The sequence below is a fragment of the Geminicoccus sp. genome (assembly GCF_036263595.1).
In the GTDB taxonomy this organism is placed as follows: Bacteria; Pseudomonadota; Alphaproteobacteria; order Geminicoccales; family Geminicoccaceae; genus Geminicoccus.
Genome location: NZ_DATAGQ010000167.1, coordinates 38,242 through 53,357, shown reverse-complemented (window position 1 = coordinate 53,357; position 15,116 = coordinate 38,242). Strand labels below are relative to the sequence as shown.

15 protein-coding genes are annotated in these 15,116 nt (G+C 68.4%); 8 read left to right on the top strand and 7 right to left on the bottom strand.

Annotated features, from left to right (window positions below; genetic code table 11):
* Positions 1 to 2: 2 nt before the first annotated feature.
* The 3 genes from VHL31_RS18195 to VHL31_RS18185 all read right to left on the bottom strand — a co-directional run bounded on the left by VHL31_RS18195 (position 3) and on the right by VHL31_RS18185 (position 3,671).
* A complete protein-coding gene (locus VHL31_RS18195; protein WP_329662661.1) occupies positions 3 to 2,045 on the bottom strand; it encodes a hydantoinase/oxoprolinase family protein in 2,043 nt (680 codons plus the stop codon).
* A gap of 627 nt (positions 2,046 to 2,672) precedes the next feature.
* A complete protein-coding gene (locus tag VHL31_RS18190; RefSeq protein ID WP_329662660.1) occupies positions 2,673 to 3,344 on the bottom strand; it encodes an HAD-IA family hydrolase in 672 nt (223 codons plus the stop codon).
* A 96-nt stretch (positions 3,345 to 3,440) separates the two neighbouring features.
* Positions 3,441 to 3,671: a hypothetical protein gene (locus VHL31_RS18185; protein WP_329662659.1), complete on the bottom strand. Its 231-nt coding sequence runs from the start codon at positions 3,669 to 3,671 to the stop codon at positions 3,441 to 3,443.
* A 137-nt stretch (positions 3,672 to 3,808) separates the two neighbouring features.
* Between VHL31_RS18185 and VHL31_RS18180 the strand changes: the two genes are divergently transcribed.
* From VHL31_RS18180 to VHL31_RS18160, 5 genes are read left to right on the top strand one after another with little or no spacing between them, the layout of a single operon-like run.
* Positions 3,809 to 4,594 carry a 5-oxoprolinase subunit PxpA gene (locus VHL31_RS18180; protein ID WP_329662658.1) on the top strand — a complete coding sequence of 262 codons (786 nt, stop codon included), beginning with the start codon at positions 3,809 to 3,811 and terminating at the stop codon, positions 4,592 to 4,594.
* A 23-nt stretch (positions 4,595 to 4,617) separates the two neighbouring features.
* Positions 4,618 to 4,851, top strand: coding sequence for an acetyl-CoA carboxylase (locus VHL31_RS18175; RefSeq protein ID WP_329662657.1), 234 nt, complete (start codon positions 4,618 to 4,620; stop codon positions 4,849 to 4,851).
* Positions 4,848 to 6,233 carry an acetyl-CoA carboxylase biotin carboxylase subunit gene (locus VHL31_RS18170; protein ID WP_329662656.1) on the top strand — a complete coding sequence of 462 codons (1,386 nt, stop codon included), beginning with the start codon at positions 4,848 to 4,850 and terminating at the stop codon, positions 6,231 to 6,233. The genes VHL31_RS18175 and VHL31_RS18170 overlap by 4 nt, the downstream gene beginning before the upstream one ends.
* Positions 6,233 to 7,108, top strand: coding sequence for an allophanate hydrolase subunit 1 (locus VHL31_RS18165; RefSeq protein WP_349262485.1), 876 nt, complete (start codon positions 6,233 to 6,235; stop codon positions 7,106 to 7,108). Before VHL31_RS18170 ends, VHL31_RS18165 begins: the two co-directional genes overlap by 1 nt.
* Positions 7,098 to 8,072 carry a biotin-dependent carboxyltransferase family protein gene (locus VHL31_RS18160; RefSeq protein ID WP_329662654.1) on the top strand — a complete coding sequence of 325 codons (975 nt, stop codon included), beginning with the start codon at positions 7,098 to 7,100 and terminating at the stop codon, positions 8,070 to 8,072. Before VHL31_RS18165 ends, VHL31_RS18160 begins: the two co-directional genes overlap by 11 nt.
* A gap of 80 nt (positions 8,073 to 8,152) precedes the next feature.
* On the opposite strand, the gene VHL31_RS18155 is transcribed toward VHL31_RS18160, so the two are convergent.
* On the bottom strand, positions 8,153 to 8,503 hold the full coding sequence (locus tag VHL31_RS18155; RefSeq protein ID WP_329662653.1) for a cupin domain-containing protein: 351 nt from the start codon (positions 8,501 to 8,503) through the stop codon (positions 8,153 to 8,155).
* A gap of 36 nt (positions 8,504 to 8,539) precedes the next feature.
* The gene (locus VHL31_RS18150; protein ID WP_329662652.1) at positions 8,540 to 9,661 is read right to left on the bottom strand and encodes a hypothetical protein; all 1,122 of its coding nucleotides are present in this window, start codon (positions 9,659 to 9,661) and stop codon (positions 8,540 to 8,542) included.
* Between the two features lie 133 nt (positions 9,662 to 9,794).
* Here VHL31_RS18150 and VHL31_RS18145 point away from each other — a divergent pair, with 133 nt between their 5' ends.
* Together VHL31_RS18145 and VHL31_RS18140 are read left to right on the top strand one after the other, a co-directional pair.
* Positions 9,795 to 10,754 carry a hypothetical protein gene (locus VHL31_RS18145; RefSeq protein ID WP_329662651.1) on the top strand — a complete coding sequence of 320 codons (960 nt, stop codon included), beginning with the start codon at positions 9,795 to 9,797 and terminating at the stop codon, positions 10,752 to 10,754.
* A 4-nt stretch (positions 10,755 to 10,758) separates the two neighbouring features.
* Entirely contained in the window at positions 10,759 to 11,724 is a 966-nt protein-coding gene (locus tag VHL31_RS18140) for a methionyl-tRNA formyltransferase (protein WP_329662650.1), read from the top strand.
* Here VHL31_RS18140 and VHL31_RS18135 read toward each other — a convergent pair.
* Positions 11,716 to 12,750, bottom strand: a complete 1,035-nt coding sequence (locus tag VHL31_RS18135) for a hypothetical protein (RefSeq protein WP_329662649.1) — start codon at positions 12,748 to 12,750, stop codon at positions 11,716 to 11,718. The two genes, VHL31_RS18140 and VHL31_RS18135, sit on opposite strands and share 9 nt — an antisense overlap.
* A 106-nt stretch (positions 12,751 to 12,856) precedes the next feature.
* Here VHL31_RS18135 and VHL31_RS18130 point away from each other — a divergent pair, with 106 nt between their 5' ends.
* Complete coding sequence (locus VHL31_RS18130; protein WP_329662648.1) at positions 12,857 to 13,774, top strand: PfkB family carbohydrate kinase; 918 nt, start codon at positions 12,857 to 12,859, stop codon at positions 13,772 to 13,774.
* A gap of 68 nt (positions 13,775 to 13,842) precedes the next feature.
* On the opposite strand, the gene VHL31_RS18125 is transcribed toward VHL31_RS18130, so the two are convergent.
* Positions 13,843 to 14,871 carry a hypothetical protein gene (locus VHL31_RS18125; RefSeq protein WP_329662647.1) on the bottom strand — a complete coding sequence of 343 codons (1,029 nt, stop codon included), beginning with the start codon at positions 14,869 to 14,871 and terminating at the stop codon, positions 13,843 to 13,845.
* Between the last annotated feature and the right edge of the window lie 245 nt (positions 14,872 to 15,116).

The following is a 15,116-nucleotide window of genomic DNA, read 5'->3' as shown; positions in this document are numbered from 1 at the left end:
GATCAGGCCTCCGAGATCTTCAGGATGAGGTTCAGCCACTTGTCGACCGTGGCGGTGACCCCGGGCGGGATCACCGTGGTCGAATCGAGCTGGTCAACGATGGCGGGGCCTTCGATGGCCACACCGGCCGGCAGGTCGGAACGCCAATAGACCGGCGTGTCGACCGGTTGCTCGGTCTCGTCGAAGTCGACGGGACGGCGGGACTTCGGCTGCGGCAGGGACTGGCCCGCGTCGTGCTCGGCGAGATCGGCCTTGGGCGTGGTGCCGACCGCGACCAGGTTCAGGCGGAACAGGCCCACCGGCGCATCGTCGCGGCGGAAGTTGTACTCGCGCTGGTGCAGCTCGTGGAAGGCAGCGACCGCGTCCTCCATGGAGGTCAGCGGTGCCGGGACCGGCACGCTGAGCGAACGCCACTGGCCCTGGTACATCATGTCGATCGAACGGGTCAGGCTCATGCCGTCGGGCGGCACGCCGTCCTTGCCAAGGCGCTCGCGCGCTTCCTGTTCCATGGCGGCAAAGCGCGCCTCGACCTCGGCGGTGTCGGCCTTGGCGGCCGGGGCCAGATAGCTCTGCGCCAGGTCGTGGCGGATGTCGACCAGGAGGCAGCCGAGAGCGGAGGTGACGCCGGGGTTCGGCGGCACGATCACGGTCGGGATCGACAGTTCCTTGGCCAGCGCCGCGCCATGGAGCGCACCGGCACCGCCGAAGGCCACCAGCGCGAAGTCGCGCGGGTCGTAGCCGCGGGTGATCGAGATCAGGCGGACGGCGTCGGCCATGTTGGCGTTGGCGACGCTCAGGATCGCCTTGGCTGCCTCGTTCGGCTGCATCTTCAAAGGCTCGGCCACGCCCGTCTTCACCGCGGTGGCGGCCAGGTCGTACTGGAGGTGGATCTCGCCGCCGGCCAGATCGGTGCCGAGACGGCCAAGGGCCACGTTGGCGTCGGTATTGGTCGGCACGGTGTTGCCGTTGCCGTAGCAGCAGGGGCCGGGGTTGGCGCCGGCCGACTGCGGACCGTTATGGAGGCCGCCGGCGCTGTCGATCCAGGCGAGCGAGCCGCCGCCGGCCCCGATGGTCAGCACCTCGATCGAAGGGAAGCGGATGGGGTAGCCGAACTGGATGTGCCAGTCCTTGGTGACACGGCTGACACCGTCCCAGACGAGCGACACGTCAGCGCTGGTGCCGCCCATGTCGACGCCGATCGAGTTCGGGTAGCCGCAGAGCATGGCGATGTGGCGGCTGGCGATGGCCCCTGCGGCGATGCCGGAGCCGGCCAGGCGCCCGGCGAAATCCTTGGCGGTCTTGGCGGTCATGACACCGCCGCCCGAGTGGAGCAGGAGGAGGTCGCTCTTCAGGCCGCCCTCGGCCAGGCGGTCGCTCAGGCGGCCGATATAGTCGCCGGCCACGGGGCGCAGGATTGCGTTGACGACGGTGGTCGAGAAGCGCTCGTGCTCGAAGATCTCCGGGAGGACTTCCGAGGACGTCGAGATGGCAACCCCCGGCAGCTCCTCCTCCAGGATCTCCTTCATGCGCGCCTCATGGGCGCCGTTGATGAAGGAATTGATGAAGCAGACGGCGACAGCGGCCACGCCCCGGGCGCGCAGGACCCGGGCGACCTCGCGGGCAGCCGGCTCGTCCAGGGGAAGGACTACGTTGCCGTCGGCGTCGATGCGCTCCGGCACGGTCAGCCGGTCGCGGCGGCGGATATAGGGCGGGGCCACGTCCTTGTACGCGTCCCACAAATCTTCCTTGTTGGCCCGCCGGATCTCCAGCACGTCGCGGAAGCCGGCCGTGCACACCATGGCGGTAGGTGGCAGGCGACGGGTGATCAGCGCGTTGGTGGCGACCGTGGTGCCATGCGAGAACAGCGTCACCTCGGACAGGTCGATCCGGGCATCCGCCACGCCCTTCATCACCCCGTCGATCGGGTCCGGCGTCGATGCGGTCTTGAAGACGCGCAGTTCCTTGGTCGTCTCGTTCAGGATGCAGATGTCGGTGAACGTCCCCCCGATATCGACGGCGATCCTCAAGCCCTGGCCGGTCGTCATCGTGTCCAAATCCCTCCCACTTGGCGGCACACCGAAGGCGGCAATCATCGTGCCACCGTCGATGGCGGCGGGGCCAAGCTAGAACGATGCGTGGCGTGATCACAGCTTGAACAGGATGCCTAAAGGCTGTGCAGCGTGATGGACAGGGTCCGGGTGGCCGTGCGGGACAGGATGGTGGCCGTTACACCGACCTCATGGAGAGGTGGAGCTTCATCCCCGGGAACCGCCTGAGGATGCTGCGGGCGAGACAAAGGCCCTACTCGGCATGGATCGGTGATCACCTAAGCGCAGCCGGTTGTACCGACGCTGCGGGCATGCTGTCCCTGGATGAAAGGGCGCCGTCGCCGGGATGCTGTGATGCCAGCCTCCTTGGGCGCCCTGGCTCGAGTCCACGGTGATCTGCGATTACCTCGACCATCTGGCCGGCGGAAAGCTGTTCCCGCCCGCAGGTGACGCCAGGTGGAGCAGCCTGTTTCGCCAGGCAGTTGCAGACGGGATCAGTGCTGCCGCGGGACGCCTGTTCACCGACCGGACCGACGGTGGACTCATGGCAGGCGGGACCTCCTCGGCTGGATCGATCCTTCCATCGCTGCCACGCGCTTGCACCTGCCAGCCTGACTGCGCCCTTTACCCGGCGGTGAGCAATTCCAGCAGCCCGGAGGCATTCACCTGCACGCTCAGCCCTTCGAAGCTCGGGACCGTCGAGTGGCGCGTGTCGATCGGGTGGGTGTGGGTCGCGGTGATGACGACCACGTTCGCCCCAGCAGCCTCGCCGGCGGCGATGCCGGCCGGGGCGTCCTCGAAGACCAAGCATTCTCTGGGGGCAAACCCAAGACGCTCGGCAGCGAGCAGGAACCCGTCGGGGGCAGGCTTGCCACGGGTAATATCCTCGGCGGTCACGATTCGTGACGGAATGGGCAGGCCGGCCACTTCGAGCCGGCGCTTTGCGAGCGGCAGGGGGGAGGAGGTGACGATCGTCCAGCGCTCGGGCGGGAGGGACGCCAGGAATGCCGCCGCATGGGCGATCGGACGGATGCCGGCGACGTCCTCGATCTCGGCCTGGGTGACCCAGTCGGCCTCGGCCTGAACGTCGATGCCCGGGAGGTTCAGCTGGCTGATCGTGTCGACCCCGCGCTTGCCGTGCATGGTCGGCAAGAAGGCCTCGACGTCCAGCCCGTGCCGGCGCGCCCACCGGCTCCAGACCCGCTCGGCAGCGGCAATCGAACTCAGGATGGTGCCGTCCATGTCGAACAGGAAGGCGGCGAAGGCACGATCGGGAAACAGCGGGCGCAGGGTCAAGGAACGGCTCCGGGCATCAGGGGCAACCGGAACCTGCACGAAGGAGGCTGGGGCCGCCAGGGGCTGGCGCAGCGGCCTTCTTCCGGCGGGCGTCGATCAGACGACCGAGGACAGCGCGTGCGGGAGGTGGGACAGGACGGTCGCCAGCAGGTTCAGGCGACGCTCGACGGCCATCCTGCTCCTGGCTGCGCCGGGCGCGATCCGGAGCGCCTCGGGTGCGGCCCCAAGCGCAAAGGCGCCGGCGGGCACCAGGGCCAGGCCGGACTGCACTTCGGCCGTCCCCATCGATCCGCCGATGAAGCGACGTTTTACCTTCGTCTTGACCATGCTTGACCGATGCGCATCGTGATCACAGGTTCGGCAGCCCGCGCGGAACCAGATGCAGATGCTTGCGTCCGGCGCGCCGGCGGGATCATTTCGGCGGGAGAAGGCCTGTCCGGCACGGGCCGTGCATGGGGGGCGCCATGACCTATCGCAGACTGATCGACATCAATTGCGACATGGGCGAGGCGTTCGGGCCCTGGCGGCTCGGCGGGGTCGACGATGCCGACCTGTTCCCGCTCATCACCAGCGCCAACGTCGCGGCCGGCTTCCATGCCGGCGACCCCAACCACATCGACCGCTCGGTGCAACTTGCCAGGCAGCATGGCGTGGGCCTGGGCTCCCATCCCGGCTATGGGGACCTGCAGGGCTTCGGCCGGCGCACGATCAAGGCGCCGCCGGCCGAGCTGATGAATGACGTCGTCTACCAGATGGGTGCGGTGCGCGAGTTCGGGCGGCGCTATGGCGTGCCGGTCCGGCACGTGAAGCTGCATGGCGCGCTGGCCGTGGATGCCGCGGTCGACGAGGCGCTGTCGGAGGCGTTCATCGAGCTGCTGCGCACATATGAGCCGGACCTGCCGGCACTCGGCATGCATGCGGCGGTCACCTGCCGGATCGCGAACGAGAAGGGCCAGCCTTATGTCCGCGAGTTCTACGCCGACCGCGGCTACGACAAATCGGGGCGGATCGTGTTCGCCCGCCAAGTGACCCGGCCGGATCCCGAAGCGCTGGCGGCGCGCGTGGTGAAGGCCTGCCAGGAAGGCACGGTCGAGACGGTGGACGGCGAGACCATCGAGATCCCGTTCGAATCGATCTGCTTCCATTCCGACACGCCCGGCTCGCTCGACATCATCAAGGCGATCCGTGCCGGCCTGGAGCAAGTGGGGATCAAGGTCGTCCCGTTCTCCGAGGTCATGGCCTCCGTCTGAACAGATCCAGGAAAGAGCACGTCATGGCGCAGATCCTCTCCCCGTTGCCCGGCACGTTCTATCGCAAGCCCGCCCCCGACCAGCCGCCCTTCAAGGACGTCGGCGACACCGTCGCGGTGGGTGACGTGGTGGGCATCGTGGAGGTGATGAAGAGCTTCAACCAGGTGACGTCCGACGTGGCCGGCACGATCACGGCATTCCTGGCCGAGGACGAGGATGCGGTCATGCCCGGCCAGCCGCTCGTCGACCTGGCATGAGCTTCGACTCCATCCTGATCGCCAACCGCGGCGAGATCGCGCTTCGCATCAACCGCGCGGCCAAGGGGCTCGGGCTCAAGGTCATCCAGGCCTACAGCAAGGCGGACGCGGACTCGCTGCCGGTCCGGCTCGCGGACGAGGCGGTCGAGATCGGGCCGCCCCAGGCGTCCAAGTCCTACCTGTCGATCCCGAACATCCTGGAGGCCGCCAAGGCCAAAGGCGCTGGCGCGGTGCATCCGGGCTACGGCTTCCTTGCGGAGAACGCGGCGTTCGCCTCGGCCGTGGAAGAGGCCGGGATGGTGTTTGTCGGGCCGAGACCTGAGACGATCGCCACCATGGGCGACAAGGTGAGGGCCCGCGAAGCAGCGATGAAGGCGGGCGTCCCTTGTGTCCCCGGCAGTGATGGCCGGGTCGAGGGGCTGGAAGCGGCGCAGGCGGCGGCCACGGCGATCGGCTATCCCCTGCTGATCAAGGCCTCGGCCGGTGGCGGCGGGCGCGGCATCCGGATCGTGCGCGACGAGGCGGAGCTTGCCCAGCAGCTGGCGACCGCGCAGGGGGAGGCCAAGGCGGCGTTCGGCGACGGCGGCGTCTACCTCGAAGCGTTCATCGAGCGTGCCCGCCATGTCGAGGTGCAGGTCCTGGGCGACGGCAGCCGCGCGATCCACGCCTTCGAGCGGGAATGCTCGCTGCAGCGGCGGCGGCAGAAGGTCTGGGAGGAGGCACCCTCGCCCTCCCTGGACGACGCGACGCGTCAGGAACTGTGCATGTCGGCCGTGCGGCTGGCCGAGCATGTCGGCTACCGTGGGGCGGGCACGCTGGAGTACCTGTACGACGAGCAGCGGCAGGCCTTCTACTTCATCGAGATGAATACAAGGATCCAGGTCGAGCACCCCGTGACCGAGATGGTGACCGGCCTGGACCTGGTGGCGATGATGATCGAGATCGCGCGGGGCAAGCCCTTGTCGATCCAGCAGAGCGACGTCCATCTGCAGGGCCACGCGATCGAGTGCCGGATCAATGCCGAGGACCCCGCGCGCAACTTCATGCCGGGGCCCGGCGTCATCAGCGGCCTCGCCGTGCCGGCGGGCGAAGGAGTGCGCTTCGACAGCCACCTGTTCGAGGGCTACATGGTCCCGCCCTTCTACGATTCGCTCCTTGGCAAGCTGATCGTGCATGGCCCTGACAGGGAGCAGGCGATGGCGCGGCTGGAAGATGCCCTGGCGGCCCTGGATGTGCAGGGCGTGCCGACGACCCGCGCGCTTCACCAGGCGCTGGTGCGGGACTCGGACGTGCGGGCCGGGCGGTTCGACACGAACTTTCTCGAGCGCTGGCTCGAAACGGGGGCGGCGACGCTCGGGCATTCGATGAACGGAGGTCGATGATGGAGGCGCGTTATTCGTTCGGCGGGGACGAGCACATCTTCGTCGAGGTCGACGAGGCGATGTCGCTCGACGCCTTCTTCAAGAGCCTGTCGATCACGACGGCGGTGCGGGAAAGCCAGATCAAGGGTGTGACCGAGATCTGCCCGGCCAATGCCTCGTTCCAGATCAAGTACGATCCGGATGTGATCAAGCCGGCCGACCTCCTTGCCGAGCTGAAGAGGCTCGAATCCGAGGCCGAGCACTCGGATTCGACGATCGACACCCGGATCATCGAGGTGCCGGTCTTCTACGAGGATCCCTGGACGCACGAGACGCTGATGCGTTTCCGCGAGCGGCACCAGGACCCGACTTCCACCGACATCGCCTATACCGCCAGGATCAACGGCTACGCCTCCAATGCCGAGTTCATCCAGGCGCACTCTGGCGCGCCCTGGTTCGTGTCGATGGTGGGTTTCGTCGCGGGGCTGCCGTTCCTCTACCAGATGGTCGAGCGCGCGAAGCAGATCGAATCGCCAAAGTACCTGCGCCCGCGCACGGATACGCCCAAGCTGACCGTGGGCCATGGCGGCTGCTTCGGCGCGATCTACTCGGTGCGCGGTGCCGGCGGCTACCAGATGTTCGGGATCACGCCGATGCCGATCTACGATCCCAGGCAGGAAACGCCGTATCTTCGGGACTTCATGGCGCTGTTCCGGCCGGGCGACATCGTGAAGTACAAGCCGATCGACCGTGCGGCCTACGACACCGCGATCGAGCAGGTCGCGAACCACCAGTTCACCCCGACGATGCGGGATACCCGCTTCGCGCTGGACGAGTTCAAGGCCGACCCTGGGGCCTATACCAAGAAGCTGGAGGGCTTGCTCCATGGCGCTTGAGGTCAAGAAGCCCGGCCTGGCGACGACCGTGCAGGATTTGGGCCGGCCGGGCTACTACCACCTGGGCATCCCGCTCTCGGGTGCCATGGACCAGGCGGCGCTGATCGCGGCGAACCTGCTGGTCGGCAACGAGGCTGGAGCGGCCGGGCTCGAGCTCGTGTTCATGGGGCCGGAGCTCCTGTTCCGGGACGACGCGGTGGTGGCGATCACCGGTGCTGAGATGCCGCCCAAGGTGGACGGCGAGCCGCAATCGACCTGGAAGGCGTTCACGGTAAAGGCCGGGCAGACGCTCTCGTTCGACTATCTGCGCAAGGGTGCGCGGGCCTATCTGGCGATCGCCGGCGGGATCGACGTGCCGGTCGTGCTGGGCAGCCGGTCGACCTATGCGTTGGGGGCGCTGGGCGGCTTCGAGGGGCGCAAGCTTGCCGAGGGTGACGTCGTGCAGACGGGATCCGCCGGGTCCAGCACCGCGGCGGGACGCAGCCTGTCGCCAGAACTGCGCCGCACGGATGCAGAGCCGGCCAGGCTGCGCATGCTGCCGGGCCTGTACTGGCACCGGATCACCGAGGCGGCCGGACAGAAGTTCTTCGCCGACACCTGGAAGGTGGCGCCCGAGGCGGACCGGATCGGCTACCGGTTCAAGGGCGGCACGCCGCTCGAGTTCGTGCCGCGCGAGCCCCCGTTCGGGGCAGGCTCCGATCCGTCCAACATCGTGGATGCCTGCTATCCCTACGGCTCGATCCAGGTGCCGGGCGGCACCGAGCCGATCGTGCTGCACCGGGACGCCGTGTCGGGCGGCGGCTATTTCATGCTGGGCACCGTGATCTCCGCCGACATGGACCTGATAGCACAACTGCAGCCGCACAAGCCGGTGCAGTTCATCGAGGTCGGGATGGAGGAGGCGCTGGCGGCGCGGGCCGAGCGGACAGCACTGCTGGACCGGATCAGGGCGGCACTGGCCTAGGCCAGCTTCAAGGCCCTCCCGTCCTGTTGGTGCAGGCGCAGGCAGGCGCAATGCCTGCCTGCTGCCACCATTTGGCCAGTTCAGATCGCGGTCTTCTTGGCGGCGGTCGCTTGGTCGCCTGTGTTGGGTGTGCCTTTCGGCTCGATCAGAAGAAGGTGCACCTCCTCGTCCGCGACCGGCCGGTGCTCGACGCCCTTGGGCACCACATAGAGATCGCCCGGACCCAGATCGACCTGGCCATCGCGGAGCTGGATCGTCAGCCTGCCCTTCAGGACCAGGAAGAAGTCGTCCGTATCGGGGTGGGCGTGCCAGACGAATTCGCCCCTGGCCTTCACCACCATGACGTCGTGGCCGTTGAACTGGCTCACGATCCTGGGCGACCAGTGCTCGTCGAAGGTGGCCAGCTTCTTCCCCAGTCGAACCGCCTGCATCTTGGACCTCCTGATCGGGCAATGCCTCAGGCTCGTTCAGCCGGCCTCGGCTGCCTGCAGCCGGCTGCCGAGATAGGTCAGAACAGCCGATTCGTAGGGCTCCAGGTTGGCCGGGTCCGGCGACAGCTCGCCGTCGATCTCGACCTTGAGCGCGTCCGGCAGGGTGCCGGCCAGGTAGTCGTCGACGATCTGGGGGTGGACATAGCTCTTGCGGCAGATGGTGGGCGTGTGGCCCAGGCAGCGGGCGACCTCGGTGATGGCCTGCTTCAGGTTCTTCTTGGTGGGAGCATGGCCCTCCTCGGCGGCGTGGAAGGCGTGGAGCGACCAGGCGCAGAGCACGGTGGCGGACCAGGTGCGGAAGTCCTTGGCGGTGAAATGGTCGCCGGAGATCTCGCGCAGGTACTCGTTCACGTCGGCCGAATCGATCGTCTCGCGATGGCCGTCATCGTCGATGTACTGAAAGAGCTGCTGGCCGGGCAGGTCCTGGCATTGGCCGACCAGGCGGGCGAGGCGCCGGTCCTTCAGCGTGATCTGGTGCTCCTTGCCGCTCTTGCCCTTGAATCGGAAGCGCATGGTGGCCCCGTCGACCTTCAGGTGGCGGTCCTTGAGCGTGGTCAGGCCGTAGCTCTTGTTGGTCTTGGCGTATTCCTCGTTGCCGACGCGGATATGGGTGACCTCCAGGAGGCGCACGACCAGGGCCAGGACGCGACGCTTGGAGAGACCCGGCTTGCGCAGGTCCGCCTCGACCGCCTGGCGGATGGCCGGCAGAGCCCGGCCGAAGGCCAGCATCCGCTCGAACTTGTGGGTGTCCTGGGTCGCCCGCCAGTCCGGATGGTAGCGGTACTGCTTGCGGCCCTTCTGGTCGCGGCCCACCGCCAGGAGGTGGGAGTCGGGGAAGGGCGAGATCCAGACATCGGTCCAGGCGGGCGGGATCGCCAGGGAGCGGATCCACTTGAGGACCGCGGGATCCTTCACCGGGCGACCGGACGGGTCGCGATAGGCGAAGCCCTTGCCGGCCCGCCGCCGCGTGATGCCCGGGATGTCGTCGGTGACGTAGCGGAGGTTGGCCGCCGCTACGGCCATTTCGGGTCCGTCCCGTCCGGCATTGGACGGATCGTGCTGGATCCCGGCGGGGGCGGTCGAATCGGCAGAGAGCATCAGGGTCTTGCTCGTAGGTCCGGGCGGAGGTCTTGCCCAAACCGCCGGCCGGCACTGGCGTTCCGGCCGGTCACTGTGCGCGCTGCCCCTGTAGCCATCGTCCATGCTAACCGTGACATGCGGCGGATGGTCCATGGGTGGGCGACGGGTGATCACGCGGGAGCAGCCGGGTTTGCACTGGTGGAGCCGACAGGATCTGGTTGCGCTCGCGCGCCTCCCTGTCGGATTCGCTCTCGCCTGGTTCGCGGGCGAGCCGGCCTGGGACCGCATGGGCCACGCGATCGCCCAGTGGCGGTCGAGGCACCGGTCAGCCTGGGTGGCGACCGAGGCGGCCTGGATCCGGAAGGTGGCAGGCGATCGCCTGGACGAGGCGGCGGCCCGCCAGGCAGTGATCGACCTCATCCGGGCGTTCCGCGTCCGCCAGCTCCAGTTCATGCGCGCGTTGCGGCCAGGAAACTGGCAGCCACCCATTCGCCTGGACGGCCGCGTCCAAGTCGACCAGGCGCTCTCGCAAGGGCGGGGCGCGATCCTCTGGGCGCCGCCCTTCGTCTATTCGGCGCTGATGACCAAGCTGACCTGCCACCGCATGGGCCTGCCGGTCGCCCATCTGAGCCGGTGGTCGCATGGCACCGCCCGCTCGCGCCTGGGGATGCAGGTGCTGAATGCCTACCAGCTCCGTGCCGAGAACATGTTCCTGGATGAGCGGGTGGTGATCGGACAGGGCGACGCCGGGGTGGCGGCAGCCCGCCGGCTGGCGACGCGCCTGAAGGCGAACGGGATCGTGACGATCACGGTCGCCGCCGAAGGGGCGGGCAGGATCGAGCTGCCGTTCATGGCCGGGCGGCTGCGGCTCGCCAACGGCGCCATCAAGCTTGCCCGGCAGACCGGCGCCGCCCTGATTCCGGCCGTGACGACCCGCGACCCGGATGGCTGTTTCGTCACCCGGCTGATGCCGGCCATCGAGCCGGGAACGGGGCCATCGGGCATGCAGGAAGCCGGCCTGTCCATGGCCACGCTCCTGGAACGGGAAGTCCAGGCCGAGCCCGGGCAATTCTTCTGGCGCGACGGGATTGTCGCCGCCGCCGCGGGCTGAGGCGATGGCGTCGCCTGTCCGGCTGCGCGTCCTGTTCATCGGCACAAACAGCATCTTTTCGCTGGGTCACCTCCAGGTCCTGGCGCCACGTCACGACGTGGTGGCGATCCTGCGAAGCGTCCGCCGCTCGCACGGGCTGGCAGGCCTGATGAACCGGTTCGGGCCATCGACGCTGGGAAGCTTCGCCAAGCGGCACGGGATTCCCTTCGCCCAGGCCGACCGGAGCCAGCTGGAGATCGTGCGGACCTTGTGCGATCGGCATGGTGCCGAGATCGTCTGCGTCGCCAGCATGACCTGCCTCCTGCCGGCGGACCTCCTTGGCCATCCGCGCCTGGGCTTTCTCAACGTGCATCCGGCGAAGCTGCCGGAATGGCGTGGACCTTTCCCGATATTCTGGCAGCTCCTGACGGGGCGCGGCAGCATCGGCGTGACGGTGCACCGCCTGCAGGCCGGCGAGGACGACGGCCCCATCCTGCTGCAGGGGGAAGTGCCGGTACAAAGCGGCGCACGGCACGCCGATCTGGCGCTCCAGGTGGCTCGGGAGGGCGGCAGGCTGCTGCTGGACTGCCTGGACCAGGTGATCGACAGAACGGCCGTGGCGGCTCCGCAGCCGGCCACGTCACCGACCACACGAGCCCGCAAGGTGGGACCGGCCGATGCGGGCCTTGTGTTTCAGCCGGACTGGCCGATCGAGCGCTGTGCTGCGCGGACTGCCATGCTCGGTGGCCTGGTCGCCTTCCCGCGGCCACGGCTACGTGACCTGGGATGGCTAGCGCAGGCATCGGGAGAATGGCGCTGCGGGCCGGATCCGTCCGTCCGGCCTGGAGCGGTCGGGAAGGACGCACAGACTTGGTTCCTCGCTCACCCGGCCGGCAAGTTGGAGTTGGACCGGTCTTGGCAGCCACGTGTCTGGGCGGAGGCGCTGCGGGCCTGCAGGCGAGCAGGAATCGGCTGGTCGGAGCTAATCTGACAGACCACGCTGGTCGCGCATGAGCATTTGGGCAAGGTCGCGCGACGAGGCGCCAGGCGGGATCTGCAAGGACGCCGAGAGCCCGTGCAACGGCCGCAGGCCCGGTACCTCGACACTGACCAAGCCATGTGGACTGCGCAGGATCGGGACGAGGGTCGTGAGGATCCTGGCCACCGAAGGCGACCAGACCCGCCAGGCCAGCAGGAGGTCGTGGTCGGCGCGCGGCCGCAACGTGACGCGGGCGCCCCAGTAGCTCTTGCTCAAGAGGACCGGATTGCGGCGCAGCGGCAGGCTTCCGCCCAGGTTCACGAAAGCCAGGCCGCGCTGCCTGGCCAGCTCAATCGCAAATGCCGTGGTCGCAGCGATGGCTCCGCTTTCCCGCGCCAGTTCGCCATCACCGGGCACACCGACCGCGATGCATTGCAGTTCGTCCGGCCCAAATCCCACCAGCTGGGCCGCCACCGTCTCGCCATCCAGGCAGACCTCCTGGATGCCGCCGTGCGCTGCGTCGCGGGCGAGCGAGCGCCTGGAACGCAAGGCGGCACCTGAGCCGTGGCGAGCCTGCAGGTAGGGCAGGTAGCAGTGCGTGTAGAACCGCTCGACGGCGGCGGATCCGGTGGAAAGGCGCCAGGTGAGACGGTGGTCGGCGATGCGTTGGAGGTTGCTGCGGGCAGAACGGGACCGGAGCCATCGCTCCTCCGCCACATCGATCACGCTGTCCACCAGCTCCGGCATGAGCAACCCCATCGGGCAGAGCCTTGTCGCCAGCGGACACGGCAGTCGCGCCAGCACGATCCCGTCCTGCTCGAGATGGCGCTGCAGAGCCGGACCCAGCCGCCAGGCCGGCACTGGCCGTGCGGCTGTGGCCTGGGCGGGGTCCCGCCCGAGTTGCCGGGCGACGTAGTCGAGCGACTGGCCCGTGCCCACCAGCGTCAGTGGTGGCAGGCTGCGCGTGGGATAAAGCCGCCAAGGCGCCGCCCGCCAGCGCATCAGCCCCTCGCGCAGCAGCGCATCCGGGATCGTCATGCGCCATTCGAGCCGGGTGGTGCCGACGCCGTCAGGCAGGCATGCTGGACGCACCCAAGGAACGAACAAGCCAGGGAGGCGAGCATGGGTCGGGCGGGGTGCAGCGATGGGTAGTGCACGTGGACCAGTCGTGTGCCTGGGTGCCGCGGTGGTCGATCTCGTCTTCCAGCTGGACACGATCCCGCGCGAGCCCACCAAGATCCTGGCGAAGAGCCGGACGCTGCGCAATGGCGGGCCGGCCGGAACGGCGGCCGTCGCGTGCGGCAACCTCGGCATTCCCGCTGCCTTCTGGGGCAATGTCGGCAACGACGCCCATGGCGTGCAGACGCGGGACGCCCTGATCCGGCATGGGGTCGATGTCGCCGGGCTGACCGTGCTGGATGGCGTGCCGACCGTGCTGGCCATCGTGATGGTCGACCGCAACGGCGAGCGCCTGATCGTGGCGCACGGGGCGGAGATCTTCGAGCGGCCGGCTGGCCGACTGCCCCTCGACCGGCTGGCGGGGGCGGGAGCGGTGCTGGCGGACACGGCCTGGATCGATGGTTCCCTGGCGCTTCTGGAAGCGGCCGAGGCAATGGGCGTGCCGAGCGTGCTGGACGCGGAGGACAACCGGCATACGTCGCTCCTGCTGCGGCTGGCGCGGCTCGCCCGCTACCCGGTGTTCTGCGAGGGTGCCTTCGTGCAGGTCACAGGCGGCGCGGCGCCGGACGCCCAGAGCCTGCAGGCCTTGAGCGAACAGCTTGGGCGGGACATCGGTGTCACGATGGGCGAGCGGGGCTCGCTCTGGTGGTTGAACGGTCATCTGCTGCATGTGCCAGCCCTGGCCGTGACCTGCGAGGACACGACCGGGGCCGGCGACGTGTTCCACGGCGCCTTTGCCGGGGGCATCGCCGAAGGCATGCCGATGGAGCGGGCGATCCGCTTCGCCAGCGCTGCGGCAGCGCTCAAATGCCAGGCCGGCCGGGGCTGGGACGGCATGCCTTCGCGCCTGGAGGTGGAGGAAGCGATGCGCGGGCTCCGCTGAAAGCGGCGGGGCAACGAAAAAAGGCCACCTCGCGGTGGCCTTTCCCCATCTCCGGCGATGCCGCCAGCTCACATCTTCAGGACGGCCTCGGTGATCTCCGAGTCGGCCTGCAGGTCGCGCGCTGGCCGGATGCCGGCCTTCTCCAGCTCGCCATGGTAGGCCTTCACGCCCTCCGCCGGGGTAATGTTGCCGTCCACGACTTCCTTCATCAGCTTGACGATCGCGAGCGGGTGCTCGGCCAGGTTGATCTTGCGGCCGAACAGCACCAGACGAGCGCCGTACTTCTGCGAGGCAGCCAAGAGCTCCAGCGTGTCGCGCGTGGTACCGGCACCGCCGCCCAGGATGCCCACGATCAGGCGCGGGTCGTACTCGGCCAGCTCCGAGCAGGCCTTCGGGCCGTTGAACGGCATCTTCAGGAACAGGGGCTGGGAGATCCTCGGCACGCCGGCGATCGCATGCAGGATGCTGTCGTTGACGAAGTCGCCGATCTCTTCGATCGAGTTGTTCTCGAAGTTGACGTTCGGGTTGAACACCTCGAGGAAGTGCTTGAAGCCCCACTCCTCGGCTTCCGCACGGAAGTCGCGATAGTGGTTGAGCGCCTCGCGGTCCTGCTCGGCGTCACCGACGAAGGTGACCGAGTAGAGGCCGAGGTCGGTCAGCGTCGGCGGGGTGCCGGGCTCGGCGTCGAGCCGGCCGTACATGGCGTGCGGGATCTCGGCGGTGCGGAACGGCAGCGACGCGGTCTTGCGGTACTGGCTGTTGCGCGGGCCCTTGATCTCGGTCGTGTCGTTGGCACGGATCGCGGTGCCGACCCGGCTGCCCTCGAACAGGCCCTCATCCTTCAGGATCTCGAGCGTGGAGACCGAGAGCAGCATGAGGTCGACGATGTCCTGGCGGACGATGTCGCGGATCTGCTGGAGATGCGCCTCGCGGGTCTTGAACTTGCCGGTGGGCTTGCCGTCGGCGCCACGCACCGGGCCCGGCATCGGGATGCCGCCGCCCATGTCGCCGTCCTTGGCGTCGCAGATCGCGAAGTCCTTCACCGTCGAATCCTTGCGGATCCGTTCGAGCTTCTCCTCCAGCCGGTTGCTGGCCATGATCACATCTCCGCTGCTTGACATGAATCGCCCGAGAAACCGCCGCCTCGGCCGCTACGACCCGACCCTTGCGGCCGGTTCGGCTTGCCGTCGGCGTACGCCTGCCCGCCCGGCGCTCTCCTGCCACATGATCCGTGACAGTGCGAGTACTGCATGCTCGTTTGCTGCATTTTCCAGCAAAAAACCGCACCACCGTGCCGCCGGGCGGCGCTGCGGGGACGGGACCGGGTGGCGGTCGCAGGCGA